The 26,127-nt window shown below is 62.7% G+C and carries 24 protein-coding genes and 1 pseudogene; 11 read left to right on the forward strand and 14 right to left on the reverse strand.

The genetic code is table 11. The features are described 5' to 3' along the window. Positions 1-26: 26 nt before the first annotated feature. Positions 27-728, reverse strand: a complete 702-nt coding sequence (locus tag IVB28_RS21770; RefSeq protein ID WP_027535781.1) for a response regulator transcription factor — start codon at positions 726-728, stop codon at positions 27-29. Between the two features lie 241 nt (positions 729-969). Between IVB28_RS21770 and IVB28_RS21775 the strand changes: the two genes are divergently transcribed. After that, positions 970-1,710 (forward strand): DUF2470 domain-containing protein, encoded by a 741-nt coding sequence (locus IVB28_RS21775; RefSeq protein ID WP_247528930.1) that lies wholly within the window; start codon positions 970-972, stop codon positions 1,708-1,710. A gap of 157 nt (positions 1,711-1,867) precedes the next feature. Here IVB28_RS21775 and IVB28_RS21780 read toward each other — a convergent pair whose 3' ends face one another. From IVB28_RS21780 to IVB28_RS21795, 4 genes and pseudogenes are all read right to left on the reverse strand, one after another. After that, entirely contained in the window at positions 1,868-2,938 is a 1,071-nt protein-coding gene (locus IVB28_RS21780; protein WP_247528932.1) for a hypothetical protein, read from the reverse strand. A 318-nt stretch (positions 2,939-3,256) separates the two neighbouring features. Beyond that, a pseudogene (locus IVB28_RS29520) lies at positions 3,257-4,092 on the reverse strand (class I SAM-dependent methyltransferase). Then, positions 4,013-4,486: a GNAT family N-acetyltransferase gene (locus tag IVB28_RS21790; protein ID WP_247528934.1), complete on the reverse strand. Its 474-nt coding sequence runs from the start codon at positions 4,484-4,486 to the stop codon at positions 4,013-4,015. The pseudogene IVB28_RS29520 and the gene IVB28_RS21790 overlap by 80 nt, the downstream one beginning before the upstream one ends. A 483-nt stretch (positions 4,487-4,969) precedes the next feature. After that, positions 4,970-5,155 carry a hypothetical protein gene (locus IVB28_RS21795; RefSeq protein WP_247528935.1) on the reverse strand — a complete coding sequence of 62 codons (186 nt, stop codon included), beginning with the start codon at positions 5,153-5,155 and terminating at the stop codon, positions 4,970-4,972. Between the two features lie 805 nt (positions 5,156-5,960). Between IVB28_RS21795 and IVB28_RS21800 the strand changes: the two genes are divergently transcribed. From IVB28_RS21800 to IVB28_RS21825, 6 genes are all read left to right on the forward strand, one after another. After that, positions 5,961-6,401 carry a GNAT family N-acetyltransferase gene (locus IVB28_RS21800; RefSeq protein ID WP_247528936.1) on the forward strand — a complete coding sequence of 147 codons (441 nt, stop codon included), beginning with the start codon at positions 5,961-5,963 and terminating at the stop codon, positions 6,399-6,401. A 157-nt stretch (positions 6,402-6,558) separates the two neighbouring features. Further along, the gene (locus IVB28_RS21805; protein ID WP_247528937.1) at positions 6,559-6,891 is read left to right on the forward strand and encodes a hypothetical protein; all 333 of its coding nucleotides are present in this window, start codon (positions 6,559-6,561) and stop codon (positions 6,889-6,891) included. Between the two features lie 139 nt (positions 6,892-7,030). Further along, on the forward strand, positions 7,031-7,492 hold the full coding sequence (locus IVB28_RS21810) for a hypothetical protein (protein WP_247528938.1): 462 nt from the start codon (positions 7,031-7,033) through the stop codon (positions 7,490-7,492). Between the two features lie 250 nt (positions 7,493-7,742). Next, positions 7,743-7,931: a hypothetical protein gene (locus IVB28_RS21815; RefSeq protein WP_247528939.1), complete on the forward strand. Its 189-nt coding sequence runs from the start codon at positions 7,743-7,745 to the stop codon at positions 7,929-7,931. 263 nt (positions 7,932-8,194) lie between these two features. Next, entirely contained in the window at positions 8,195-8,980 is a 786-nt protein-coding gene (locus IVB28_RS21820) for a potassium channel family protein (protein ID WP_247528941.1), read from the forward strand. Between the two features lie 472 nt (positions 8,981-9,452). After that, on the forward strand, positions 9,453-11,069 hold the full coding sequence (locus IVB28_RS21825; RefSeq protein WP_247528943.1) for a phosphoenolpyruvate carboxykinase: 1,617 nt from the start codon (positions 9,453-9,455) through the stop codon (positions 11,067-11,069). 209 nt (positions 11,070-11,278) lie between these two features. Here IVB28_RS21825 and IVB28_RS21830 read toward each other — a convergent pair whose 3' ends face one another. Both IVB28_RS21830 and IVB28_RS21835 read right to left on the reverse strand, forming a co-directional pair. Then, the gene (locus IVB28_RS21830) at positions 11,279-12,094 is read right to left on the reverse strand and encodes a thioesterase family protein (protein WP_247528945.1); all 816 of its coding nucleotides are present in this window, start codon (positions 12,092-12,094) and stop codon (positions 11,279-11,281) included. Between the two features lie 169 nt (positions 12,095-12,263). Then, complete coding sequence (locus tag IVB28_RS21835) at positions 12,264-14,780, reverse strand: glycogen/starch/alpha-glucan phosphorylase (RefSeq protein WP_247529125.1); 2,517 nt, start codon at positions 14,778-14,780, stop codon at positions 12,264-12,266. A gap of 206 nt (positions 14,781-14,986) precedes the next feature. Here IVB28_RS21835 and IVB28_RS21840 point away from each other — a divergent pair, with 206 nt between their 5' ends. After that, a complete protein-coding gene (locus IVB28_RS21840) occupies positions 14,987-15,220 on the forward strand; it encodes a hypothetical protein (RefSeq protein ID WP_247528946.1) in 234 nt (77 codons plus the stop codon). 35 nt (positions 15,221-15,255) lie between these two features. On the opposite strand, the gene IVB28_RS21845 is transcribed toward IVB28_RS21840, so the two are convergent. Further along, positions 15,256-16,119, reverse strand: coding sequence for a LysR substrate-binding domain-containing protein (locus IVB28_RS21845; protein WP_247528948.1), 864 nt, complete (start codon positions 16,117-16,119; stop codon positions 15,256-15,258). A gap of 98 nt (positions 16,120-16,217) precedes the next feature. On the opposite strand from IVB28_RS21845, the gene IVB28_RS21850 reads away from it, so the two are divergent. Continuing rightward, positions 16,218-17,129 carry a DMT family transporter gene (locus IVB28_RS21850; RefSeq protein WP_247528950.1) on the forward strand — a complete coding sequence of 304 codons (912 nt, stop codon included), beginning with the start codon at positions 16,218-16,220 and terminating at the stop codon, positions 17,127-17,129. A gap of 13 nt (positions 17,130-17,142) precedes the next feature. Then, positions 17,143-17,916 carry an MBL fold metallo-hydrolase gene (locus IVB28_RS21855; RefSeq protein ID WP_247528951.1) on the forward strand — a complete coding sequence of 258 codons (774 nt, stop codon included), beginning with the start codon at positions 17,143-17,145 and terminating at the stop codon, positions 17,914-17,916. 130 nt (positions 17,917-18,046) lie between these two features. On the opposite strand, the gene IVB28_RS21860 is transcribed toward IVB28_RS21855, so the two are convergent. From IVB28_RS21860 to IVB28_RS21885, 6 genes are all read right to left on the reverse strand, one after another. Further along, positions 18,047-18,817 (reverse strand): TIGR02186 family protein, encoded by a 771-nt coding sequence (locus tag IVB28_RS21860; protein ID WP_247528952.1) that lies wholly within the window; start codon positions 18,815-18,817, stop codon positions 18,047-18,049. After that, positions 18,817-19,731: a sulfite exporter TauE/SafE family protein gene (locus IVB28_RS21865; protein WP_247528953.1), complete on the reverse strand. Its 915-nt coding sequence runs from the start codon at positions 19,729-19,731 to the stop codon at positions 18,817-18,819. Before IVB28_RS21865 ends, IVB28_RS21860 begins: the two co-directional genes overlap by 1 nt. A gap of 367 nt (positions 19,732-20,098) precedes the next feature. After that, positions 20,099-23,608 (reverse strand): tetratricopeptide repeat protein, encoded by a 3,510-nt coding sequence (locus IVB28_RS21870; protein WP_247528954.1) that lies wholly within the window; start codon positions 23,606-23,608, stop codon positions 20,099-20,101. Positions 23,609-23,847: 239 nt separating this feature from the next. Next, on the reverse strand, positions 23,848-24,351 hold the full coding sequence (locus IVB28_RS21875; protein ID WP_247528955.1) for an RES domain-containing protein: 504 nt from the start codon (positions 24,349-24,351) through the stop codon (positions 23,848-23,850). Beyond that, positions 24,348-24,821 carry an antitoxin Xre/MbcA/ParS toxin-binding domain-containing protein gene (locus IVB28_RS21880; RefSeq protein ID WP_247528956.1) on the reverse strand — a complete coding sequence of 158 codons (474 nt, stop codon included), beginning with the start codon at positions 24,819-24,821 and terminating at the stop codon, positions 24,348-24,350. Before IVB28_RS21880 ends, IVB28_RS21875 begins: the two co-directional genes overlap by 4 nt. An 82-nt stretch (positions 24,822-24,903) precedes the next feature. Then, positions 24,904-25,494 carry a PadR family transcriptional regulator gene (locus tag IVB28_RS21885; protein ID WP_247528957.1) on the reverse strand — a complete coding sequence of 197 codons (591 nt, stop codon included), beginning with the start codon at positions 25,492-25,494 and terminating at the stop codon, positions 24,904-24,906. 201 nt (positions 25,495-25,695) lie between these two features. Between IVB28_RS21885 and IVB28_RS21890 the strand changes: the two genes are divergently transcribed. Then, on the forward strand, positions 25,696-26,079 hold the full coding sequence (locus tag IVB28_RS21890) for a nuclear transport factor 2 family protein (RefSeq protein ID WP_247528958.1): 384 nt from the start codon (positions 25,696-25,698) through the stop codon (positions 26,077-26,079). Positions 26,080-26,127: the final 48 nt, after the last annotated feature.

A 26,127-nucleotide genomic window follows, 5' to 3' on the forward strand; every position in this document is an offset into this window, starting at 1 on the left:
TCAGAACCGGTGATGCTGCGTGAGCCTCAGGCTTCCTTGAAGCGGTAGCCGACGCCGTAGAGCGTCTCGATCATCTCGAAGTCGTTGTCGACGACCTTGAACTTCTTGCGCAGCCGCTTGATGTGACTGTCGATGGTGCGGTCGTCGACATAGACCTGGTCGTCATAGGCGGCGTCCATCAGCGCGTTGCGGCTCTTCACCACGCCAGGCCGGGTCGCGAGCGCCTGCAGGATCAGGAATTCGGTGACGGTCAACGTCACCGGCTCGTTCTTCCAGGTGCAGGTATGCCGTTCCGGATCCATGCGCAAAAGGCCGCGGTCGAGCGCCTTGGCGTCGTTCTCCTTCGGCGCGACGGTCGGGTCCTTCGGCGCCGAGCGGCGCAGCACCGCCTTGACGCGTTCGACCAGCAGGCGCTGCGAGAACGGTTTGCGGATGAAATCGTCGGCGCCCATCTTGAGGCCGAACAGCTCGTCGATCTCTTCGTCCTTGGAGGTCAGGAAGATCACCGGCAGGTCGGACTTCTGCCTGAGACGGCGCAGCGTCTCCATGCCGTCCATGCGCGGCATCTTGATGTCGAGGATGGCGAGATCGGGTTGGGTGGTGCGGAAACCGTCAAGCGCGGAGGCGCCGTCGGTGTAGGTCATGATGCGGTAGCCTTCGGCCTCCAGCGCGATCGAGACGGATGTGAGAATGTTGCGGTCGTCGTCGACCAAAGCGATTGTGGGCATGAGCCTCTGCTTTCTGCTTTCCGTTTGGGTCGTGGCTTGAAACGGCGAGCAATCCACTGATGCGCCGCATACATGGGTGCCGAAGTCGGCATTCGAACCTTGTCACCGAGCAATGCAAGCTGGGCTGAAGTGTGACCAAGTTCCACGAAACACGGCAGATTCGCCGCATGTCGACCCATAACCGGGCCCTCGTTTACCCGAAAAAAGGCCTCCCTTGCAACCACCTGAGCCGAGAAAGCCGATGCAACCGACCCCTGATTTCGACCCTGGAAAGCTCGCCAAATCCCTGCTGCGGCGTTCGCGACAGGGGGCGCTCGCAACGCTCATGGCCGGCAGCGGCGATCCCTATTGTTCCCTGGTCAATCTGGCCAGCCATCCTGATGGCTCGCCGATTCTGCTGATCTCGCGGCTTGCGGTGCATACGCGCAATATCCTTGCCGATAGCAGGGTCTCGTTGATGCTGGATGAGCGGGTGGCCGGCGATCCGCTGGAAGGCGCCCGGATCATGCTGTCCGGCCGGGCCGAACAGGCCGCCGCCGCCGAGAAGGATCTGCTCGAGCGGCGATATCTCAACGCTCATCCGTCGGCGGAAGGCTTTGTTTCCTTTAAGGATTTCTCTTTCTTCCGGATCCGTCCCACGGGAACCCATCTGGTCGCCGGCTTCGGCCGCATCGTCGATCTCACGCCCGCGCAGTTCCTTACGGATCTCGCCGGCGCCGAGGACCTGCTGGCAGCGGAGGAGGGGGCAGTCGAGCATATGAACGCCGACCATCGTGACGCCTTGAGCCTCTATGCGACGAAGCTCCTGGGCGCGACCGCGGGCGATTGGCGCTGCACCGGCTGCGATCCGGAAGGTCTCGACATGCAGGACGGCCAGACCGCGCTGCGGCTGGATTTCCCGGAGCGGGTGACCGACGGCACGTCGCTGCGCAAGATGCTGGTTCGTCTCGCCGGCGAAGCGCGCATGAAGGTGGACGACTAGGGCGTGTATTCCTGAAATTGAGGTCGGCTCTGAGCGCCGAGCGGAAGTTTTCTATCGGCTGGAGCATGACTGCTGATGACCCAATTCGGACATGTCGAAATCGGAAAGGCACTTAGCTTCGATGGAACGGTAGGGCTGAGACGGGCGCCACTGCGGCCTACGGAAGTCCTCTTGTCGCCGTAAAGGGATTGAACCCCCGTTCTGCAAGAGCAGCCCACGAAGCGGCGCCAAGATGTGGCAACCGGAAATAGAGTCGTGGCTTGGCCGGATCGGTATCCAGCATGAACCCCGTCGGTAGCCCTCGGACACTCGTGGCATAGAACCCGCCATCCGGCGATCTCTGGGATTCGATTACAGCGACCAACGATTTTGCCTCCGCAGTCCTGCCGAGCAATTCCAGCAAGAGAGCCATTTGGCCCGTCCCTTCGGTCCACACACCATCTCGGTCTTCACCGTAAGAAAATCCCTTGTCGACACTCATTCGCTGCTCGGCGGTAGTAATTGCCGATGCAAATTTCTTGGCCGCTCCGGGGAGCGCTAACAAGGGCCAGATTTGAGCATCCAGCGCTAAGATCGGATTGCGCGTGACGCCGTCTTCGGCTGTGCCTGCGGCGAAACAGGCGCACGCCGGATCCCACATCGTATCTACGAAGTGCTCAGCAGCTGTTGCCAAATCGCGCCAGCGCGAACCGCCTGTGCGGGTTGCAAGAAGGCCAAACGCGGCGGCGAGGTCAGTATTGTGTTCAGTCGATTTCCATGTCCGTACGTCGGGCGTCGGTTCGTGCCCAAAAGTACCCCCCGTGAAACCGCCAGTACCGCGCGTATCCGTCCATTGTGCGACCCAGGTGCCAAGCCGTGCCGCACCATCGCGGAACCCAGAGCTGGCGCTCACATCGTCAATCGACAGCAAAGCCAACATTGCCCATGCAACGTTGCCATTATCGCTGCCCACCTGATACCGATCTTCCAACCACTTGTTCTGAGTATTGTCCCACCAACCCGGAAGTTTGGCGGAGCCACTCGCCACTACACCCGCGGCGTAAGCGTTCCGGAGCCGTCCATCATGCCAGGTCCGGTCGTTTTCGATGGCCCAGAGAATCGCCGCGCCGATCCGACTTGCTTTGTGTCGCTCACCGCAACCGACTAATGCGATGGCGGCCACCGCATTGTCATAAAGATATGCGGCGCCGTGGAGAGGCCCCGATTCCACGGTCGGATAGCTGGGCAAGAACAATGGCCCTGGCGGCGCCTTATCGATTAGACCAGTGAGGTACCCGCATGCAGACGCCTCTGACGTTGCTAGAGCGCGTGGTGGGTTGGCGGCCATAATGATTGTGAAAGTCGTTACGATCCATACGAAGGTTTCTATTCGCGCCACTTGCTGTTCTCCGGGGTGGACGGTGATCCCTTATACCCATCGGTGATGTCTGGAAGTGGCACGTAGGTGAAGATGGAGGCACATTCAGCACGACCGCAATGGGGGCCAGACCGGACGTCGCGCGGTCGCGGCCAAACCGACGCTTGTGACCCGAAGCAGACAACCGTTTTAAGGGCGGACGGCGCGCAAATGCAGGAAGTAAGGTATGCGCTGCCAGCGACGGGCTGCATTGGAAACGACCGCATGCTCTGGGAGGGCCGGCTCTCGAAGCGCTTCGACCAAAAGTCCCGCCTGTTCTAATGCTAGGAAATAGGTTTCTAGAGGGCGATGCTCACTGTGGAAAGTCATCGCTAAACCTTCGCGCTCGACGGCGTCGGCATATTGGAAGGCACCAAGATAGTCTCCCTGGATGATGAAGCGCCCATCGGAACTTGCTTGTTCGAAGCTGCCGGCGGAATTGATCGGATGAACAATGGCCATGCAGAGCCTGCCTCTTGGCTCAAGGACACGCGCTGCTTCTCGGATGGCGGCAGGCATATCGCCGATGTCTTGGAGAGACATGAAGGCGATCGCCAAATCCGCGCAGGCGTCGTCAAGCGGAAGCGCGCTGGCATCCGCCAAGCGCACGTCCATCGATGGGTCGAACTCCCGTGCGGCTTCAACATTGACCGCGAACTGTCGATCGCAACAACACGGTGCCCAAGCTCCTTTAAGTCTCGCGCGAGCCGTCCTTCGCCACAGCCGATATCCAGCGTTTGCCGTCCCGGGGAAGGCAATAGGCTAAGAAATTGGTCTCGGTGAAATCGCCAGTAGCTATCGTGACCGGGAGTGCGCGCCCACGTTATCCATTGGCTGGCCTCAGCTTCCCAGCCGATTTTTAGAGACCCAGCTTCTGTCCTCGTCCGCGTGATGGTCATAGCCGTTTCATTCCTGGGTGAGCGATTTCGACATTGGGTATCCAGAGCTGGTACCGAAGTTGCCAACTGGCGGTCCATCTGCGGCATAGCCGTTGGCTTGATAAAACCGCAGGGCGGTTTCCGTGCTGGTGAGGGTGCATCGTTTGACCCCTCGCTCCACAGCCCTTGTTTCGAGAGCGCGCAGCAAGGCGCGACTGATGCCTCGGAACCTGGCATCAGGCGAAACATAATTCAGAGTGATTTGGCCGGCATCAGTAACCGACCCTACAGCAAGAATGTTGTCGTCTTCGGTGGCAACGAGGAGAGAATTTTCCGGCTGCCGAATGCAGGCGATGAATATCTCGGGAGTCTTGTTTCCCAACCAGCGTGCCAGAATGGCAGCATCGTTCTTGTGATCAGCAACGCAAAGTTCCGCGATCGACCGGCTCATAACGAGACAAGCGGCTTCTGCGTCCTCTATTTTGGCATCCCGAATTTGCATGATGCCAATTTTGCCATTAAGACTCGATCATTACAACCTCTAGGCGAGGCCCCGGAGCCGCTTGTGGGCTTCGGCGAGCGCATTGCAGGGCCATGTCCGCAGTTGGGGGTAAACCGGCAGTCCCGATGACTTGATCGGACGAAGGCCGTTTGTCCGCATTGCGGCTCTTGCCTTCATGAGATGGGCCGCGCGTTCAAAGCTCCTAAGCGAGCCGATGCCGAGCAATGGCTGAAGGTGCAGGCCCTCTGGTCAGCAGGCTGCCGCTTTGGCACTACGCCGGCGCGCAACCATTGCCAGAGCGACTGCGGGACGTTGAGGAATTCACACGCCGCAATCCGGAGCACCCGGCGCGCATCGCGCGTTAATGTCTGCCCATCAGCGAAGTAGCGACCCGCCTCCTTGGGGTCTGCTCACTGAGGCATGGCGGACCAGATTTGCTCACGTTGAGTTCTTCGCATTTGACCCCCAGCAGTCTCACAGCGCCTAGTTCCGGCTTCTCGCGGTTCTGAAGAAGCCTAACCCCACGATTAGGAACACCGGCACGACTGAGAAGAAGGTAATGACCGAGATGAGACTAGGATGCGCGAAAAGGAAATACGTGCCGAACGCGACGATGATCAGCGCCGCGACTAAGGCTGCAACTAGCAATCCCTGCTTGATGCCATTCATGGTTTGTATCGATGGTCTCCGCTGGCGAGTAGATTATCAGACCCAACAAGGAATGTCGCCATTTGGCCCATCAGAGAAGTAGCCGACGCACCTCGTTGAGGTCTGCTTAATGAGGCACGGCGGACTAGATCTGCTCAGGTTGAGTTCTTCGCTTTGTGACCCAGAGCGGAAGCTAAACGCGGCGCATCCCGACTGCCTGTCGTAAGTCGTCCAGCGAGCTGCGGCCGCTGAGCATCCTTTCGCCCCCGATGCTTATTGTTCCTCCTGTCATTGGCAGCGCCCACCCGAGAGGTGCCAAGCGTCAGTTAACGTGCACACTGGCAATGGTTGCATCTCATGCTAATATGCAGCTTGGGATAGCAATGCGCTCTCCCCCCATTTCGGAGAAGGTGGTGAAAGCTTCAGTTTGTCTCCTGGCCGGCCTGACGATGTTGTCGCTCACGTCAGCCAACGCCGCCCAGAATGCTGCTGCCCCGACACCCGCAACGAAGGTTAGCTCTGTCGCATGCTCCACTTCGGGCGGTGGCTTCGGGACCTACCCATCAGGCTGCCGAAACGGAGCCAACTTCAAGACCTACAATGAATGCAAGGAATCAGGCGTCAAGCGCGGTTGGAGGCACGAAGATATGGCATGGTATTGCAGCGGCCTAGGACTGCGATAGAGCAGTCTCCGAACGGTAGCGGCGACAAGCCACGGCTTTAGGCTCCGAAAGATTCTGAAGTACACTAAGGTACCTGTGGCGCGAATGTCGCTTGTTGGCCCCGAAGCTGCCATTGGCCGCAAGCAAGTGGTAGGCTGCCGAACATGGAAAGAACCATCCATCTATATGTAGCGACCGCAGCGCACTACCAGTTCGCGCTCGAACTGTATCTGTCGACTATGCGGCCTTACACCCAAGAACTCATGATATGGGATGACGGCAAGCAACGGGCCAGTTTTGCCGCGCTATGGAACTTGTCAGAGGTCAGGATCGTGGCGGTTGATGGAATAGAGGTCGGTTGGCTTCAAGTTCAAGAAAGCTCTACAGAGGTCCGTCTGCTTCAATTCTTTATTGCACCGGATCGGCAAGGTAAGGGCATCGGCACGGAAGTCCTTCGAGAGCTACTGGCGGCTTGGAGAGCGACGGCAAAACCGGTTTTTTTGACCGTTCTCAAAAATAATCCCGCAAGGCGACTTTACGAAAGATTCGGCTTTTCGGCCGTTGGGGACACGGGCATGAAGTACGAGATGACGCTAATCACCTGATTCAGCTTTTTGGCCCGTAGCTGACCTTCACGGCGATGCCGCCTGAGGCCGCTTCTGACCCGTTGCGGACTTCGCGGAGAGTTGGCATTCTCGTGCGATGTTAAACGAACTGCCTGCCGACATACGTACATGGTCGCTCTCATTGGGGATCTATTGCATGACGTGCATCGGCGCGACTGCCTGCGCCATCGTGGTACCACGAAGCATCATGTTCGAGCAGGTCCCGGCCGACATCGATGCATCCGAGATCATCGAAGCAAGCATCTACGATCGCAAGCAGGTCAGCGACACGCGAGGTTTGCAAGGGGAACTCTTGAGCGCACGCGTTGACCGCGTGATCAAGGGATCAATCAAAACAAGCGCTGTGAAGATACTTTTGCACGAAGGCTGCCCACGCGCGGCCGGAGGCCGCGGCATTATTCTCGGCCATGTTCAGGACGATCCGTTGCTCGGTCTCGTGCTGATACCGAAGGACCACTTAGTCCGCTAATGGCCCGGATGTGAAATCCGAGCGGCTTGGCGCGTTGTCTGATTATGCAGCTGAACCGGAAACGGCCAACAGGTCGTTCGAATGGTGCAGTTGACCCAAAGCCGAAGTAACGTGGCCTTTGACCCGACGCGGGTCATATGTGGTTGCCAATGTCCTAATTCAGACCGGGCGTTTCCAGCGGATGAGAAAAGGGCACGTTTGGTGCAACGCGAGTACCGTCGCCTTCATGATCGATGCTGGACAAGTTCGCCGACAATACATCTTCGCACTGGCTGGGCCGCTGATCGGATGGATCGTTCTTTGTGTCGTGCTCGGAAAGCCGGGCTTGCTAGTGATCGGCACCTTGGTCGGTTGGCCGTTCATCTATCTGTTTGGGCTTCCCCTTGCGGTCCTCATCTATTGCGTTGATCGCGAGATGATAGATAGATCATTGCCTCTCTGGTCGAGGAGCATCGCTTGTCTGCTCTTGGGTGGCGTGCTCTCGGCAGCTCTGTTTTATTTCGTTACTCTCCCGCTCGGTCTTAATAACCCGGGAATTTTACTCGGAAGTTTGCCCGGAGCCATTGCCGGAATTGCCTGTGTCGCTTTGGGAGGCAAGTGAAGCTGCGAGGTGGACGAAGTCCGCCCTGGCCCTAAGCTGAAGATCGGTTCAGTCGCCGTAACGTCCGCTGTCGCTGATAAACCGGACGCCGACCGGCTCGTGTGAGGCCAGCTTTGCGCCAGTCGACGGAGTAGCTTCGCCGAACTGGAACAATCTCCAATCGATCTGATTGACGCTTGTTACGGCTCAGCCGGGATAGTCACCGAGTATTCCTGGAGAAGCGAGTTGTTTATCAGGGAAGGTGCTTCACATGGATGACGAGCGAAAATCATCAAACGCTGGGGAACGGGCCGCTGAAGGCTTGCGCGAGGCGACTGCTAAGGAAGAAGCGAAAAACGAGAGCAAGACGGGACACGATTTAGCCAAGGGCGCTGATCGCTTCGAAGAACGCTCTAAAAGCTCCGATGGCAGAAGCGCGAAGGAGAAACAAAAAGGGTGAATGTATACAGCAGGCCGCCGCTGCGTTTCCGTTGAGGAGCCTCAAGCAGGCCAACCGGGACCCGATAGTGGCTGAGATGACCAACCGGCTCAGGTGGCTTCCGGCGACGTAGGCAAATGTACGCCGGCGACACGATTGCGGCTGTTTTGATGAGTATGCGCCCTGCCAGCTCTGGTGCTGCGGAATCGAACTTGTCGCACTGATTTTGATCTTACATGGCGCTAGGGTTGTCCCAGCTGCAATCATCTGTGCAAACTGCGAGCATGGCAGCTGTGAACCGCATCTTCCTGAGAAGCCGCGTCCGCCGCCTTTACGAGGGTACAACGCCCAGTGCCGTTGGTTTCCGCTATGCTTTGCTGGCGTTTGATATTGTAACCATACTGTTCATCATCGCAACGTCGTTCCTGCACCCCAGTGAGATCATCGAAACGTTCGACCTGCTATTCGGCGCAATGATATTGGCCGATTTTTCCGCACGGCTGCTCGCCCACCGGCACCCGCTTCGAAAGTTCGCCCGCCTCTCGACATGGGCTGACATAGTCGCCATCGTTTCGTTCCTGGCGCCCCTTGCTGGCGAGGCGGGTGGCTTTCTGCGGATTTTGCGGACGTTGGGACTGCTTCGTGACTACCAGATGCTCGTTAGGTTGCGCATGGATTCCTCATTCTTCCGTCGCAACGAGGAGGTCATCTTTGCGGTCACGAACCTTGCTGTTTTCATATTTGTCATGACAGGAATAGTTTACGAGACCCAGAAGTTTCGTAACGATCAGATTCGGAATTATGCTGACGCCCTGTATTTCACTGTTACCGCGCTGACGACGACTGGCTTTGGCGACATTACCTTGCCAGGCACAATAGGTCGTTTGATAACCGTCGTGATCATGATTTTCGGCGTAACCTTGTTCTTCAATCTGGCGCGCGCATTGTTGAGTCCCCACAAGGTCCGGTTTCCTTGCCCAACTTGCGGACTGCAGCGGCATGAGAGCGATGCCGTGCATTGCAAAGCATGCGGCGCTGTTCTCAATATTCCTGATGAAGGTTTGACATAGCTGTTGGTACCTCCCCCGCCTGACCACATCGACCTTCGAGCGGCTCAAGAACGAGCCAAAGCTCGGTCGTGCCGAAGCGTTGCGCCGCGCGATGTTAACCTTTCTCGATGACACCTCGTCGCCGCGCAACGCCACCCTGCGATGTGGGGCCGTTCGCACTGATCGGCGAAGGTGAGGTAAGATAGGAAGACGCAGCAGGGATTGTGCGTCGCAACAACCGGACGTAACGCTCAAACCTGCATTTGGTTGCGCGACCATTCGCTATTTCTTGGTTCACCTGCTCAGAGCTGACATGCGCGACGTTTGGCGCGGTCCTTGAATAAACCAAATCCTGCGGGATCAGCTTGGCAACGCCAGCGTTCATCATTATTAGGTCGTTTTGCCGAGGCCGAATGGCCCATCATCACGGTGACCGCGATGGCGTCCAAACCATGGTCGCGTTGAGTGTCGCGGGTTCTAGGAGGATTTTTTCGTGCAAGAGACGGGCGTGCGCAACGGTGCCTTCGGCGCCGACAAATTCGGCTTAAAGAATCTCGAGCAGGTTCACTGGAACCTCGGTGCGCCGCAACTCTATCAATACTCGCTCTCCGCGGGTGAGGCGGTGCTGTCCGCCGACGGCGCACTCTGCGCCGACACCGGCGAGTTCACCGGCCGCAGCCCGAAGGACAAGTTCACGGTGCGTGACGCCACCACCGAGACGAAGATGTGGTGGGCCGGCAACCAGTCGATCACCGCGGAGCAGTTCGAGACGCTCTATCAGGATTTCCTCAAGCACGCCGAAGGCAAGAAGCTGTTCGCGCAGGATCTCTACGGTGGCGCCGATCCGGCCTACCGGATCAAGACGCGCGTCTTCACCGAGCTCGCCTGGCACTCGCTGTTCATCCGCACGCTCTTGATCCGCCCCGAGGCGATCGAGCTGCCGAGCTTCGTGCCGGAGCTCACCATCATCGACATGCCGAGCTTCCGCGCCGATCCCAAACGTCACGGCTGCCGTTCGGAGAACGTCGTCGCGATCGATTTCGCCCGCAAGATCGTCCTGATCGGGGGGTCTTATTATGCCGGCGAGATGAAGAAGTCGGTCTTCACCACGCTGAACTACTATCTGCCCGAACGCGGCGTGATGCCGATGCACTGCTCGGCCAATGTCGGCGCCAAGGGCGACGCGGCGATCTTCTTCGGGCTCTCCGGCACCGGCAAGACCACGCTGTCGGCCGATCCCAACCGCACGCTGATCGGCGACGACGAGCACGGCTGGGGTCCGAACGGCGTCTTCAATTTCGAGGGCGGCTGCTATGCCAAGTGCATCAAGCTGTCGCAGGAGGCCGAGCCCGAGATCTACGCGGCATCGACGCGCTTCGGCGCTGTGCTTGAGAACTGCGTGCTCGACGAAGACACCCGCGTGGTGGATTTCGACGACGGCTCCAAGACCGAGAACACGCGCTCTGCGTACCCGCTCGACTTCATCCCGAATGCTTCGCGCACCGGCCGCGCGCCGCAGCCGAAGAACGTGGTGATGCTTGCCGCCGACGCCTTCGGCGTGCTGCCGCCGATCGCCAAGCTCTCGCCGGCGCAGGCGATGTATCACTTCCTGTCCGGCTACACCGCCAAGGTCGCCGGCACCGAGCGCGGTCTCGGCAACGAGCCGCAGCCGGAATTCTCGACCTGCTTCGGCTCGCCCTTCCTGCCGCTCGACCCCTCCGTCTACGGCAACATGCTGCGTGACCTCATTGCCCAGCACAATGTCGATTGCTGGCTGGTCAACACCGGATGGACCGGTGGCAAGTATGGTGTTGGCTCGCGCATGCCGATCAAGGTGACGCGCGCGCTGCTCACCGCTGCGCTCGACGGCTCGCTTCGCAACGTCGAATTCCGCACCGACAAATATTTCGGCTTCGCGGTCCCGACCGCGCTGCCGGGCGTGCCGGCCGAGATCCTCAATCCGGTCAACACCTGGAAGGACAAGGACGAGTTCGACAAGACCGCCCGCGCCCTGGTCGGCATGTTTCAGAAGAACTTCGCCAAGTTCGAGGCCCAGGTCGACGCCGAGGTCCGCGCTGCCGCCCCGGACGTGAAGCTCGCGGCGGAGTAGGGCTGATCACTTGAATTACAAAAGGGCGGCCGCGAGGCCGCCCTTTTTGTTTCTTCCTTCTCCCCTTGTGGGAGAAGGTGGCGCGAAGCGCCGGATGAGGGATTCTCTCCGCAAACCCGAAGAGAATGACGCGCGGAGAGAACCCCTCACCCCGTCTCGCCGCTACGCGGCGAGCCACCCTCTCCCACAAGGGGCGAGGGAAAAAGCGGCTAAGCCTTGAAATATGCAATCTGCGTCGTGGTCGCGAGCAGCCGTCCGTTCGGCGACCACAGCTCGGCGTTCTGGTCGCCATAGCTCTTGTGGAAGATCTTTGCGTCTGCCGTCGCGAGCACGCGCGTGATGTCTTCGGTCGCGAGTTCTTCGGCATCGGTGTGGAAATAGGTCGTCAGCGACACCGTGCCGAACGGCACCAGCGCGCGCCTGGCGTGGAAGATGCGGCCGAAGAAGGCGTCCGACATCGACATCAGCGACAGCATGTCGAGCTTGCGCGGCGTGCGATCGCCGATCCAGAGCTTCGAATAGGTGCTGGCCGGCTCGGCCTGCGGCGGGCCGATCCGCATCTCGCCCTCGACGAAGCGGAATTCATACTGATTGGCCCAGGACGCCGCGATCTTCGGGAACGGCAGCGTCTGTTCGAACGGCTTGGCCTCGGGATATTGCGCCACCCGGTGCTCCCAGGAGGGCCGGCGCTCGGCGAACACCGCGGTGGCGAGTGTTGCGACCTCGCCGCCGCCTTGGCTGAGTTCGACGCTCCAGTGCTGGCTGGAGCGATTGGCCTTCACCAGCCGCACGTCGAGCTCGAACGGGCCCTTGGCGATCGGCGCGCAGTAATTGACGGTCAGCGCCAGCGGATCGCCGCTCCGTTCCGGATGGTCGATCAGCGCGCGCAAAATGGTTGCGGCAGTGACGCCGCCGAACGGGCCGACAAAGGCCCAGTAATCCTCGCTGGTGTGCCCTTGCCAGCTGGAGTCACCGGCGGTGACACGCGTCGCGTCGTCGAAGGGGTGCGGGAGCCTGGCGTGCATTTTCGCTTTCCGTCTGTCATTCCGGGGCGATGCGAAGCATCGAACCCGAAAGCTCGAGATTCCGGGTTCGGCTCTGCGAGCCCGCCCCGGAATGACGGCCGTCATATCACAGTCATTGCTTCGCTGTGCAATTACCTATGGCGTAACGCCGATTTCACGCCGCGGAAAATCAGCCTGCGACGTCGCGTAAGTTCGGCAGCTGCGGCGTGGTCGGATTGACCGGCACGTTCCAGATCTCCTCGGCGTATTCGCGGATGGTGCGGTCCGAGGAGAACCACGCCATGCGCGCGACGTTGAGGATGGAGGCGCGGGTCCATGCCGGCGTCACCTGCCAGCGCGCATCGACGCTGCGCTGCGCTTCGTAATAGGAATCGAAATCGGCGCTGACCATGTAATGGTCGAGATAGCGCAGCGCATGCGCGATGGATTCGAAGCGGCCGGGATCGCCGGGTGAGAACTCGCCGGCGCCGATCGCATTGATGGCCCGCTGCAGCTTCGGCGAGTTGTGGATCACGTCGGAGGCGTCCAGCCCCTGCTTGCGCCGGATCATCACGTCGCCGGCCTCCATGCCGAAGATCGCGATGTTCTCGGCCCCGACATGGTCGCGGATCTCGATATTGGCGCCGTCGAGCGTGCCGATGGTGATGGCGCCGTTGAGCGCCAGCTTCATGTTGCCGGTGCCGGAGGCCTCCATGCCGGCCGTCGAGATCTGCTCCGAGAGATCGGCCGCGGGAATGATCACCTCGGCCAGGCTGACATTGTAGTCGGGCAGGAACACGACCTTGAGCTTGCCGCCGACCGCGGGATCGTTGTTGACGACTTCCGCGACGTCGTTGATCAGCTTGATGATCAGCTTGGCGTAGCGGTAGCTCGCCGCCGCCTTGCCGGCGAAGATCTTCACCCGCGGCACCCAATTGCCGTTGGGGTCGTCCTTGATCGCCTGATACAGCGCGACCGTCTCGATGACATTGAGGAGCTGGCGCTTGTATTCGTGGATGCGCTTGATCTGCACGTCGAACAGCGCGGTCGGATCGACCTTGATGCCGAGCCGCTCGCCGATCAGGCGCGCCAGCGCGGTCTTGTTGTGGAGCTTGACGGCGCGGAATTTCTTCTGGAATTCGACGTCGCTGGCACGGGCCTCGATCAGAGAGAGTTGGGTCGGATCGTCGAGCACGGCCTCGCCGCAGGTCTCGCGCAACAGATCGGTCAGCTTCGGGTTCGCCAGCATCAGCCAGCGGCGGAAGGTGATGCCGTTGGTCTTGTTGGTGATGCGGCCGGGATAGAGATGATTGAGATCGTGGAACACGGTCTCGCGCATCAGGTCCGAATGCATTCCCGAGACGCCGTTGATGCGGTGCGAGCCGACGAAGGCGAGCTGGCCCATGCGCACGCGGCGTCCGCTCTTCTCGTCGATCAACGAGACCGAGGCACGGAAGTCGATGTCGCCGGGGCAGCGCGCCTCTGCGAGCGCCAGATGCTGCACGTTGATGCGGTAGATGATCTCCAGATGTCGCGGCAACAGCCGCTCGAACAGCTCGACCGGCCAGGTCTCCAGCGCCTCGGGGAGCAGCGTGTGGTTGGTGTAGGAGAGCGTGGCGACCGTGACCTTCCAGGCCTCGTCCCAGCGGAAATTGTGGAGGTCGACGAGGATGCGCATCAGCTCGGTGACGGCGAGGCTCGGATGGGTGTCGTTGAGCTGCACCGCAACCTTGGACGACAGGCTGCGCAGCTGGCCGTCGGATGCCAGGTGCCGCTTGATGAGATCCTGAAGCGAGGCCGACACGAAGAAATATTCCTGGCGCAGCCGCAGCTCGCGTCCCGCCGGGCTCTCGTCGTTCGGATAGAGGAATTTGCAGATCGCCTCGGCGCGCGACTGCTCGGCGCTGGCGCTGACATAGTCGCCCTTGTTGAAGGCGTCGAGCTTGAGCGGATCGGGCGAGCGCGCCGACCACAGGCGAAGCGCGTTGACGTGCTGGCCGCGCCAGCCGACGATCGGCGTGTCATAGGCGATCGCCTGCACGGTCTCGGTCGGACGCCAGATCGCGCGGTCGCGGCCCTTCTCGTCGACATGCTCGACGCTGCCGCCGAAACTGATGTCGTAGATCACCTCGGGCCGCTGCAATTCCCAGGGGTTGCCGAAGCTCAGCCATTCGTCCGGATATTCCTGCTGCCAGCCCTGATTGATGATCTGCCGGAACAGGCCGAAATCGTAGCGGATGCCGTAGCCGATCGCGGGGATCGACAGCGTCGCCATGCTCTCCATGAAGCAGGCGGCAAGCCGCCCCAGGCCGCCATTGCCGAGCGCGGCGTCCGGCTCGCATTTGCGCAGCTCCGGCAGCGACACGCCGAGATCGCCGAGCGCGACCTCGAAGATCTTCAAAAGGCCCATATTGTTGAGCGCATCGCTGAAGAGGCGGCCGATCAGGAATTCGAGCGAGAGATAATAGACGCGCTTGCGCCCCGCGTCGTAGCTGTGCTTCTCCGCGGTGAGCCAGCGATGCACGATGCGGTCGCGCAGCGCGAGCGCCGCGGCCTGATACCAGTCGTGCCGGGTTGCCATGCCGGCATCCTTGCCGATGGCAAGCCGCAGCTTCGCCAGGATCGCGCCCTTGATCTCAACCAGCGCGAGTTCGTCGATGGGCTGCCCGGGGGCGGGAAAGCTGGGCTGGAACGATTGATCTTGCAAAGCTGCCATTTCCTGGTCGAAGAACACTACTCACCCTACGCGTCTTGCCCCTGCACCGGTATCGTCACTGGTGCCGCCGTGCACTGCGCTGGCGTTAATTTATGCAAGGAATGGGCCGCTTTGGGAACCCGGAGGAGCACGGAGAAACCGGGATTTCCGTGCTAGATTGCGGATCAATTCAGCCATCAGTGTGGAGGAACATTCCCGTGAAACTGCTGATTGAAATCGCCGCAGCGGCCCTGCTCGTCGTCTGCATCACCGCCACCAGCGCCGCGTTTGCCGCCGGCAAGCCCGGGCGCAGCGCCGACGGCCTGAGTTGCGGCTTCACGGTCCCGCAGAATGCGTCGCCCGCGGCCCGCTGCGCCGCCATCAAGCGCCAATGCGGCGGCAAATTTTATGCGAATGCGTGCGGCGACAGGCTGATGTCCGCGGCGAATTGAGCGGCGGGCGGCAACCCTCGCGAACCCAAGCGGCTTCAAGCCGCTTTGGCCTGCACCGAATCGCAGAACTCGGCGAGACGATCCGCAAGCCGCAGCGTCGCCGGACTCGCATCCGGTGAAGCCATCAGTGCGACCTCCGTCTTGTTGATCGGTGCAAAACCTTCCTTCGCCGTCAGCACGCGGTGGTCGGACTGGATCGACATCTCCGACAGGATGCTGAGGCCCATGCCGGCGGCGACCGCGGCCTGGATACCGGAGAGGCTCGATGAGGAATAGGCCATGTGCCAGGCACGGCCGACGCTTTCCAATGCGTGGATGGCACCAGCCCGATAGAGACAGCCGGTCGGAAAACCGATCAGCGGCACGGACGCGGCGTGGACATCGACCGGATGGCTCTTGCTGGAGACCCAGTGCACCCGCTCCGGCCACACCGCGATCGCACCCTTCTCGCCGGCCGCACGCTTGAACAGCGCAAGGTCGAGCTCGCCGCGATCGAGATCGCGCGCGAGGTACTTGCTCTGGTCGGCACGCACGTCGAGCCGCAGGCCAGGATGCGAGCGCGAGAATGCGCCCAAAAGTTTGGTCAGGCGATACGCCGCGAAATCCTCGGGAATGCCGAGCCGGATCGCGCCTTCGGCATCAGGCTGGCGCAGTACGTCGCGCGCCTCCTCGGCCAGCGAGAGCAGCCGCCGCGCATAGGAGAGCAACCGCTCGCCGGCCTCGGTCGGGCGCACGTTCTTGCCGTCGCGATGCAGCAGCACCTGGCCGACGTCTTCCTCCAGCCGCTTGATCTGCTGGCTCACGGTCGATTGCGTGCGGTGGACGCGTTCGCCGGCGCGGGTGAAGCCGCCGGCCTCGACCACCGAGACGAAGCTGCGCAGCAGCTCGAGGTCGAGCATCGGCTGCCTCCATTAGAAAAACCACTGACAGCGAGTTAATCATTTAATTTCCAAATGACAAGCCGCCTCCCTAGATCGAGCGTCAGGAGAATGCCCTCATGTCGCTCGCCCCCTCGATTCCGGTTCCCAGCCGCCGCTTCAATACGCTGCCGCTGGCCATCGGCCTGTTCTGCCTGCTCTGGAGCTACGCCTTCGTCGCCGGCAAGATCGGCGTCACCCATTGCCCGCCGCTGATCCTGCTCGCCGCCCGCTTTTCGCTCGCCGGCATTTTGATCCTGGGCGCCACGCTGATCCGTGGCGAGGCCTGGTCGCTATCCTGGCGCGATGCCGCGATCTTCGCCGTGCTCGGCGTCGCCAACAACGCGCTCTATCTCGGCCTCGGCTACACCGGCCTGCAATCCGTCTCCGCGGGCCTCGGCGGCCTGATCGTGTCGGCCAATCCGGTCTTCACCGCCGCGTTGGCGGTCCTGCTGCTCGGCGAAGGCATGACCTGGCGCAAGGCAACCGGCCTCCTGCTCGGCGTCATCGGCGTGATCGCGATCGTTTGGCACCGCCTGTCGGTCGGCGCCGATTCCCTGCATGGGATTATGTTCACGCTGGCCTCGCTGGCTTCGCTCGTCACCGGCACGATCCTGTTCAAGCTGCTCGCACCGAAGGGGAGCCTGTGGATCGGCAACGGCGTGCAGAACCTCGCTGCCGGCATCGTGCTGACGCCCGTCGCGCTCACCTTCGCCGATAGTCACGCGATCGATGTCACGCCGAGCCTGATCGGCGCCTTTGCCTTCCTGGTGCTGGGCGGCTCGATCCTGGCCTACTGGCTCTGGTTCCATCTCCTGAAAGTGTGCGGCGCCACCGCCGCCAGCGCCTATCATTTCCTGATGCCGCCGCTCGGCATGCTGTTCGCGTATCTCGTCCTCGGCGAGCACGTGGAGGCCCGCGACCTCCTCGGCATCATCCCGGTCGCGCTCGGCATTTATCTGGTGACGCGGCCGGCAAAGTCCGTGTCGTAACAGGAGTGCATCAATGCCCATTTCCATCACCCTGATCGGCGGCCCCACCGCCCTGATCGAGATCGACGGCTTCCGCCTGCTCACCGATCCGACCTTCGATGCGCCCGGCGCCTACCAGCTGCCGCACGTGAAGCTGGAGAAGACCATCGGTCCCGCCGTGAGGCCCGATGCGATCGGCCCGGTCGATGCCGTGCTGCTCAGCCACGACCAGCATTCGGACAATCTCGACAATTCGGGGCGCGAATTCCTGACGCATGCCAAACGCGTGCTGACCACCGAGGCCGGTGCCAAACGTCTCGGTGGTCACGCCGAGGACCTAGCGCCCTGGGCCACCGCCCACATCAAGGACCGCGACGGCAATTCGCTGACCATCACCGCAACGCCGGCGCGTCACGGTCCGGCCGGCATCGAGCCGCTGTCGGGCGACGTCATCGGCTTCGTGGTGTCCTCAAACCGGAAGGACACCAGCGCGATCTATATCAGCGGCGATACCACCTGGTTCGACGGCGTCGCCGAAGTCGCGCGCCGCTTCAAATGCGGCGTTGTGCTGCCCTTTGCCGGCGCCGCGCAAACGCGCGGCCCGTTCCATCTCACCATGGATACCAACGACACCATCGAGACCGCACGCGCCTTCCCCGATGCGATGATCGTGCCGGTGCATACCGAAGGCTGGGCGCATTTCCGCCAGAACAGCGAGGATCTGCGCAAGACCTTTGACGTGCTCGGCTTCGGGACGCGGTTGCGGCTGCTGGAGCCGGGTGTGCCGACGGTGGTGCAGGCGCCCTGACGAAGCGCGCGCATTCTTCCTCGTCGTCATGGCCGGGCTTGACCCGGCCATCCACGTCTTTGTCACCACGCTCAAGGGCGTGGATGCCCGGGACAAGCCCGGGCATGACGGTGAGCGGCAGTGCGCCCCCTCAATCCTTCCGGAACACGATTGAGGCCATCCAGCCCGTCATCAGCGCCATCGCGGCGGTGACGAGGCCGTAGATCAGGCCGTTCTGCCTGGCGGTGGTGGCGACGAACTGCTCGAAGCCGACCTTGACGATCTCGAACGCGGTCTCGGTCTTGCCGATGAAGGCGCCGTTCGCAAACAGCTTGATCTCGACCTCGTAGGTGCCGATCGGCACCTCGGCCGGCAAGGGAATGCCGGTGCGGAACAGGGTCGGCGTCAGGAACGTCACCGCGCTCGGATCCTCGCGATAGAGGCCGCGTTGGGTGCGCAGGCGGATGAAGGCCGAGCGGAACGCATCGTTCGGCACCACGTCGGCATAGTCGCCGCCGACCCGCTGCGTCAGCAGCACGTTGTTGAGCCCGACCTGCTGCCGCCGCGCGATCTCGGGCGAGGTGATCGCGTCGAAGGGACGGTTGGCGAACAGCGCCAGATAGCTCGGCACCTGCAGGAACTGCCGATAATCGGTGTTGATCCAGATCCCGAAGGTCCGCTCCTTGCGCCGCGTCACCATGTCGGCGCGCGGGCCCATCACAGTGACCACGAGATCATAGGCCGTGCGATCCGCGGGCGTGGTCGTATCCTTCTCGACCGAACCGAACAGCACCAGCTCCTCGCCGGAATAGTTCGGTGTCACCGTGACGCGGTGGTTGGAGACCGACACGATCAGCCGATCGGCGCGCGCGGCCGAGCCGAGCAGCACGACCAGCAGGAGTGCGAGAGCTGCACGCATCATCAGCTCGCTCCGAGCTCACGGATGGTGAAGAGGTCCGCAGGTTGGATCCCGAGCTCGATCGCGAAGCGCATGCCGACCGACAGGATCAGAAGGCCGAGCAGCAGGCGCAGCTGCTCGCCGCGGATCTTCTGCCCGGCACGGACACCGAACTGCGCGCCGGTGACGCCGCCGACCATCAGGATCAGCGCCAGCACCGCGTCTACGAGGTGGTTGGTCACCGCATGCAGCATGGTCGCGAACAGCATCGTGACGAGGGTCAGGACCATCGAGGTCCCGATCACCGTCGAAGTCGGCACCCGCAAGAGATAGATCATGATCGGCACCAGGATGAACCCGCCGCCGATCCCCATGATGGCGCCGATGAAGCCGATCATGATGCCGACGATCACCACGGGGATGACCGAGAGATAGATCTTCGAGCGCTTGAACCGCATCTTCAGCGGCAGGCCGTGGATCCAGTTGTGCGTGCGCCGCGGCGGCAGCGCCCCGCGCCGGGTCCGCATCAGGGCGCGCAGGCCTTCGGAGAACATCAGGCTGCCGACGGTGGTGAGCAGCACGACGTAAGAGAGCGCGATCATCAGATCGAGCTGGCCGAGCGCGCGAAGCTGCGTGAAGGTCCACACGCCCAGCGCTGTCCCGGTCACGCCGCCGCAGAGCAGGACGCTCGCCAGTGCCGGATCGATCGCCCGTCGCCGCCAATAAGAGAGCGCGCCGGAAAAGGAGGAGGCCGCGATGTGGCTCGTGACGGAGGCGACCGCGACCGCCGGCGTGATGCCGATGAAGATCAGAAGCGGCGTCATCAGGAAGCCGCCGCCGATCCCGAACATGCCCGAGACGAAGCCGACCGCAGCCCCCATGGCGAGCACCAGAAAGACGTTGACCGGAAGATCGGCGATCGGAAGGTAGAGCTGCATCGAAGGACCATACGCCGGCGAGACGGATCGATTGCGGCGGAATGCTCGCGGAAGGTCGGAACGATAGCCGCGTCCCTCAATAGCGGAATTCGCCGCCGGGCGGGACCAGGAATTTTCCGGCGTGGTGAATGGGCGAGGGAGCTTGTTTGAACCGGTGCGAGCCAAGGCCTCGGATCACCTCTCCCTGGGGGAGAGGTCGAAATGCATCGAAGATGCGTTTCGGGTGAGGGATTAAGGTGTCAGTGAGTGCCGCGGCCCCTCACCCGGATTGCACCGGACGATGCTTCGCATCGCCAGGCGCAATCCGACCTCTCCCCGCTGGGGAGAGGTGAAGCGGCACCCCCGCCTGAATTCAACTGGACCGCGTTCAATGCGCTGCGGAAGCCGACTTCTTGGTCGCGACCGCCTTCGCAGCCGGCTTTGCATTCGCCTGCGGCGCGCTGTCCCAGCCGCCGGCGGGCGCCATGACGTTGACTGCGTCGTCGGGCTGCGGCTCGGCGCTGAAGGTCTGGATCGCGAGCTTGGCGGCAGCGAGCGATTGCGGGTCGAGACGTTTTGCGACGTCGTCGCGCTTGCCGGAGGCATCCGCATCGCCCTGCGCGGCTGCCAGGCTGAACCATTTATAGGACTCGGCGAGGTTCTGCTCGACGCCGATGCCGCGGGCATAGAGGATGCCGAGGTTGAACTGGCTGTCGGCGACGCCGCGGTCGGCGGCCTTGCGGAACCATTGCGCCGCGCTCTTGTAGTTGGCGCCGCGTCCACCGCCGTCGGCGTCGAGCACGGCGAGATTGTGCATCGCCTTGGCGTTGCCGCGCTCGGCGGCCTGGGTGTAGTAGCGGCGGGCGATGTCGGCGTCCTTCTTCACGCCAAGGCCCTTTTCGTAGAGCGTGCCGAGGCGGAAAGTCGCGGGCACGACGCCGGCCTGCGCCGCGCGGTCGTACCATTTGGCGGCTTCGTCGTAATTCGTCGCAACACCCTTGCCCTCGGCAAAGCGCAGGCCGATCTCGTAGGCCGCGGTCGCATCGCCCTTCATCGCGGCGGTGCGCAGGCCCGGGCCGCCGATGCCGTCAGGCAGCTTTTCGCTCGGCGGCACCTGGATATGACTGAGCTTGGCGCGGCTCGTGCCCGACAGCGCACCGGTAATGTCGCTGTTGGTCGCAGCTGCGGCCGGCGTCGTGGCTGGCGCAGTCGGAATTTCAACCGAAGCCGAGTTGGCCGCAGGAGCGGCCGGCGCGGCATTGTTCTGGGATTGCCGTCCGATCGGCGTCGGCGAAGTCATCGATGGCGTGACCTGCTCGGGCTTGTTCTCGATCACCCGCGGCGGCGCCGGCGGCGCGGGCTGGCTGGGCGTATTCTCCATCGCCTGCGGCGCCGGCGGCGCGCTGCTGCCTTCGAGCAGATTCATCGCCATCTTGAAGGTGCCGAGCACGATCACGACCACGCTCGCGCCGACCAGCAGGGAGCGGATTTTCGAGGTGATGGTCGAACCGCCGTCGTTGCCCTTGTCCTTGGCGCGATCGGCACCACCAGCTTTGGCACCGCGAGCCGGCTTTTCCGGCTGCGCGGCGGCGGCCTGGGCGGCGCGGCGGGCGGCCGCGATGAAGCTCGACGACGAGACCGGCTCCTTCGCAGCAGCGGGGATGCCGCTGATCGCGCTCTCGGAGGCGGCGATGCGTTCGGAGGGCGATGCGGCGCGTCCGCCCGGCCGTGTGCCCGGCTCGAGCGGATGATCCGGCGGCAATTCGGGGGCGAGCGCAGCGCGCGGGGGTGCCGTGTGCGGCTCCAGGATTTCGCTGATCGCGCGCGGCGGCAAGGGTGGTGCGACTTGCGACGCCATCGGTGCCGGCACCTGCGGCGGCGCGGCGGGGGCAGCGGCGTGGAATTCGCGCGATGCGGCGGCGAAGGCGGATTGTGCCTGTTGCTGCGCGGCGGGATTCGGAAGCTCGGGCTTGGGATCGTATTTCGGCTGCTGTGCTTGCGGCCGCGGCTCGCGCGCGACTGGCGCGGACTCGAGGGGAGCGGCCATCGGCATGGGCATCGGCTGCGGCGCAGGGGCAGGCGGCGCGGTCCGCACCGCGCGCAGATCGCCCTCGATCATGGAGAGGCGATCGACGACATGGCCGAGCGCGCTATGGACGGCGTCGAGCGAGTCCTGGGTGCTGCGGTTGGTCTCGGTCTGGCTGAATCGGATGTCGGACAGCTCGCGCTTGACGAGATCGACCATGCCGGAATCGGCCGGTGGCGCGGAACTGCGGCTCTCCGCCAGCGCGGAGTAAGTCGCCTGCTGCCGCTCCAGGTGCCGCAGGATGTCGTGCAGGCCGTCCTCGACGCGGCTTAAGTTACCGTTGCGCGGATCGGAGGCGGCTTCGATCCGCTCCAGGAGGTAAGAGACGCGCTGTTCGAGATGCGCGAAGGTCGAGGCCGAATCGTTGCCGACCTGCATGCGGTCGAAGCGGTCCGACAGCGCGCGGATCGCGGATTCGAGATGCTCGGTGCTTTCGGATGGCTGGGGCCGCTCGCGCGTTTCCAGCGCCGCGGTGAGCGCCGCAATGCGTTGCTCAAGCACGGCAAAGCTGTCGCCCTGGCCGGAGGCGCGGGTGACCTGGTCGACCTTGGACGACAGCAGCTGCACGTCTTCGGACAGGCGTGCCAGCGCTTCGTTGGACGCGACGTTCGAGACGATGCCGCGCAGCGCGGTGATCGCGCTTTCGAGCTGATGCACCGTCGAGGGATCGTCATTGGCGCGCAGGATCAGATCGAGCTTGGCGCCGAGATTGCGGATCGCCTCGTCATAACCGGTGAGCTGCTCGGCCGGCGTCAGCGTGCGCAGCACCTGCTTGATGTCGGACAGCGCGTGCTCGATGCCCGACAGGACCTGGCCGTCGGTACCGTTGGAGCGCGTCTCGTCGATGCGCCGATGCAGCGAACGGATCTCGTTCTCGATCGATTCGATCGCGCGCCGCGGCATCGCCTCGGTGATGGCGGTGCGGATCTCGGCAAGCTCGCTGCGAAAGGCGTTGATCGCCTGCTCGGTATTGTCGGGGCGCTGGAGCGACTCGATCTGGCTCGTGATCTTGAGCACATGGCGCTCGAGCGACGAAAAATCCGGCCCCGCCTGCGGTGGCGGCGGCGCGTAGGCAGGCGCATGCGGCGCCATGGGTGTCATGGGGGGCGCGAAGGCAGCTGCATGGGGCGCAATGGAGGGCGCGGCGCGCGGCGGCATCTGCCTGGGCGTAAAGCCGTCGAGTTCGCTTTGTCGCGCGGTGATCTCGGCAACGGCGACGTCGAACGACGCGGGGCTCAGGGGAGGGGAGCTGCGATAGACCTGCGCTGCCGCACGCTCGACCGCATCGGTCTGGCGCTGGCGCGTCTCGACCGGAGACGGCGCAGCTGAAGGAGAAGCTGAAGGTGCCGGCCGCGGCGCCTGAGGCTGCTGCGGTTTGGAGATTTGCGACAACCGCGCATCGAGCCGCGAGATCGCATCGTTGAGCTGACGCGCGACGCCCTGCTCGCGCGAGACGTCTGGTCGTGACGGATCCTGGCGCGACGAGTCCTGTCTTGAAGCGTCCTGTCTTGACGAATCCTGCCTTGAAGCGTCCGCGCGCTGCGCGGGCTTCGAAATGCGTTCGATCTGCTGGGTGATCGCGTCGAGCCGCTGGTGGATGTCGGCGACTTCGCGGCTTTCCTGACTCGGTGCTTGCGGCATCTGGTGCGGACGCTGGTCATAAGGTCCGCGAAAATCTGGCGGGGCGGTCTCGCCGAGCGTGGAGTTCAGCCAATCATTGAGGGACATGCCGGCGCGGCGCGCAGCAGCTTCGGCCCGCTCCCGGACGGATGGGTCGATGCCGTCAACACTCCACGATACGCGCGAATTCATGACTCTGTCCGGTTCCGACTCCGGCGCCCCACCCGGCGCCTCCAGCCTCCCCACGCGTGCCAGTTGCAAACACAACCGAATTCGGCGCGGGTCGTCTGCCTCGAAATCCGACTTTTGTCCGTTACGGTAAATAACGGGTTAAGGAACGCGTTGACGGTGTCTTAAAGTTGGGCGGCGGGGGACCTGCGCTGCTCGTCCTGTGCGGGCTTGTCCGGGGCGAGAGCGCCTCGACCGCGGCTTTAGCGGGCCGGCGGATGCAATCGCGTATCCAGCGCGAATGGCTCCTGGGACCTAAGCTGGTACGATCCTGCGGCTTTGGCTGCGATGAAGATCAGGTTCCAACTCGCCGTTGAAACCACGCTCGGAAGCACCACGAAGGGGTGTCTTGCCAGCAACTCATCCCCGAACGCCTGCTGGCCGGCACTCGGGATCCCAGGCCTCAGCCAATTGGGGTTTGGAACGGTACCGGGCTCGACCACGCAGATGTCGGCCGGATCGATGGTTGCTGCCGTCATGACATGGGGCACCATGTCCAGCGACCGAAATCCCTTATGGACGGCGACTTCCAGAATCGCCGTCGCGGGATCGATCGAGCAGTACACCGCGCGAACGCCCCTGCTGTTCCAGCGGCCGCCGACGAGGAACGCGCCCTCGCCGTTGTCCCAAGTCGCCGCATATTTGGATTGATCGAGACGCCAGGCCACCAGTTCGGCGCCTCCGAGCGCCGCGGGAAGGGGCGTCACGCGTAAACGCCGTATTCCAGCCGGGCGAGAAGGTCTTCCACGAGTTCGACCCCGGCGGGCGTCGCCAACAGATCGATCGGTTTGCGCTGATCCAGGCCGATCGCTGGACGATCCAGCCAATGTTCGGCTTCTTCCTTCGATCCGAAAACTGAAGTCGCCTTGGCCAATATCTCCGCGAGCTTCCAGGCGCGGCCGCTCTGCTCGGCGCTGAGTTGTCGAATATCTTCGGCCGTATGGCGCTGGTACGTTCGATGGCTCATTCCGATCGCCCTCGCGAACGAATCGTCCCAGCGGATAAACGCGAAGTTCGCGACCAGATACACCAGCGCTTTGGAGGGAAGACCGTTCACCAGAATTTCGTGAGCCTCCAGCGGGCTCCGGGGCATCTTCCTGAAGGTGGCGGTCCCTCCGAGAAGTCGAGCGACCGCCGCCAGCCGGGCTACGTCAGGGGATTGAGCAAGTTCATTCATGGGCGATCTCGCCAAATGTCGTTCTCAATATGACAAGTGTCGCGCCAATTTTCAAGTGCGGGACAGGCTCCCGAACCGGCCCTCATCCCTTCCCCTCGCGCTTGCCCTCGTCCAGCGGCACCACCGTGGCCTTGCCGCTCATCGCCGAGAGCGCGGCAAGTGCCTCTTCGCAGAAGTCGGCCACCATCTGCTCGTGGCGGGCCCCCAGGCGGAGCAGGAGCAGGTTGCCGAGGTCGAGCCGGCCTTCCGCCGTGCCGTCCGGAAAGCGCTTCTTCAGAATGCGCTCGTAGTTCTCGTGGCGATCGCGGTGGTGCTCTAGCCGGGCCATCAGGTCGGTGCGCATCGGCTCGAGGTCGATGCTGTCGAGCGCATGCAGCCGTACCAGCAGGTCGTCCTTGATCGAGGGCGGCGTGCTTGGCCGCGCGGCCCAGTGCCGCAGCGCTGTTCGGCCCTCCGGAGTAAGCGTATAAACCAGCTTGTTGGGCTTGCCTGATTGCACGACCTCCCGGCCCTGGATGTGGGCGCGGTCGCGCAGCTTGGAGAGTTCGCGGTAGATCTGCTGGTGGTCGGCCTTCCAGAAGAAGCCGATCGAGGAATCGAACGTCTTGGCGAGCTCGTAACCCGTCATGGGACGTTCGGTCAGGCATGCGAGGATTGCGTCGCCCAGCGCCATGGCCGGCCTCCTTCTTCTTTCTTCGAGTCCAGCAACCAGCTTGACTTTATGCGCATCGGCGCATATGCGTCAATGTGCATATGAGGCGGGCTCGAGGCCGGGCCAAAGTCCCGACCCGAAAACCCAGCGGAATCAACCATCTCGCTACTGTGCATGGGGTTGTTTTCGCGTTTTTGTCAGGCCTTAAGGGAGGCACCGCGCATGACCGGCCTCGATTCCTGGTACGCCTACATGAAGTCCCATGACGGCGCCGCGCTCTGGGACCTCCTGCACCCCGATGCCGTGTTCGAAAGCCCCGTCGTGCATTCGCCGCAGCGTGGCCGCGACATCACCTTCAAATACCTCTCCGGCGCCGAGCAGGTCCTCGGCGGCCCCGGCTTCACCTATGTCGGCGAATGGAAGAACGAGCGCGGCGCCGTGCTCGAATTCAAGACCATGATCGACGGCATCGAGATCAACGGCGTCGACATCATCAGCTTCGACAGCGAGGGACGCATCACGCATTTCAAGGTGATGGTGCGTCCGCTCAAGGCAATCAACATGCTGCACCGCCTGATGGCGGAGCAGCTCGCCGCCCAATCATGACCCTGCCCTGAGGTTGCCTAGCCCGCTAAGCTCGCGGGCAAGGGCTGC

This window comes from Bradyrhizobium sp. 199 (assembly GCF_023073355.1).
Classification (GTDB): Bacteria; Pseudomonadota; Alphaproteobacteria; order Rhizobiales; family Xanthobacteraceae; genus Bradyrhizobium.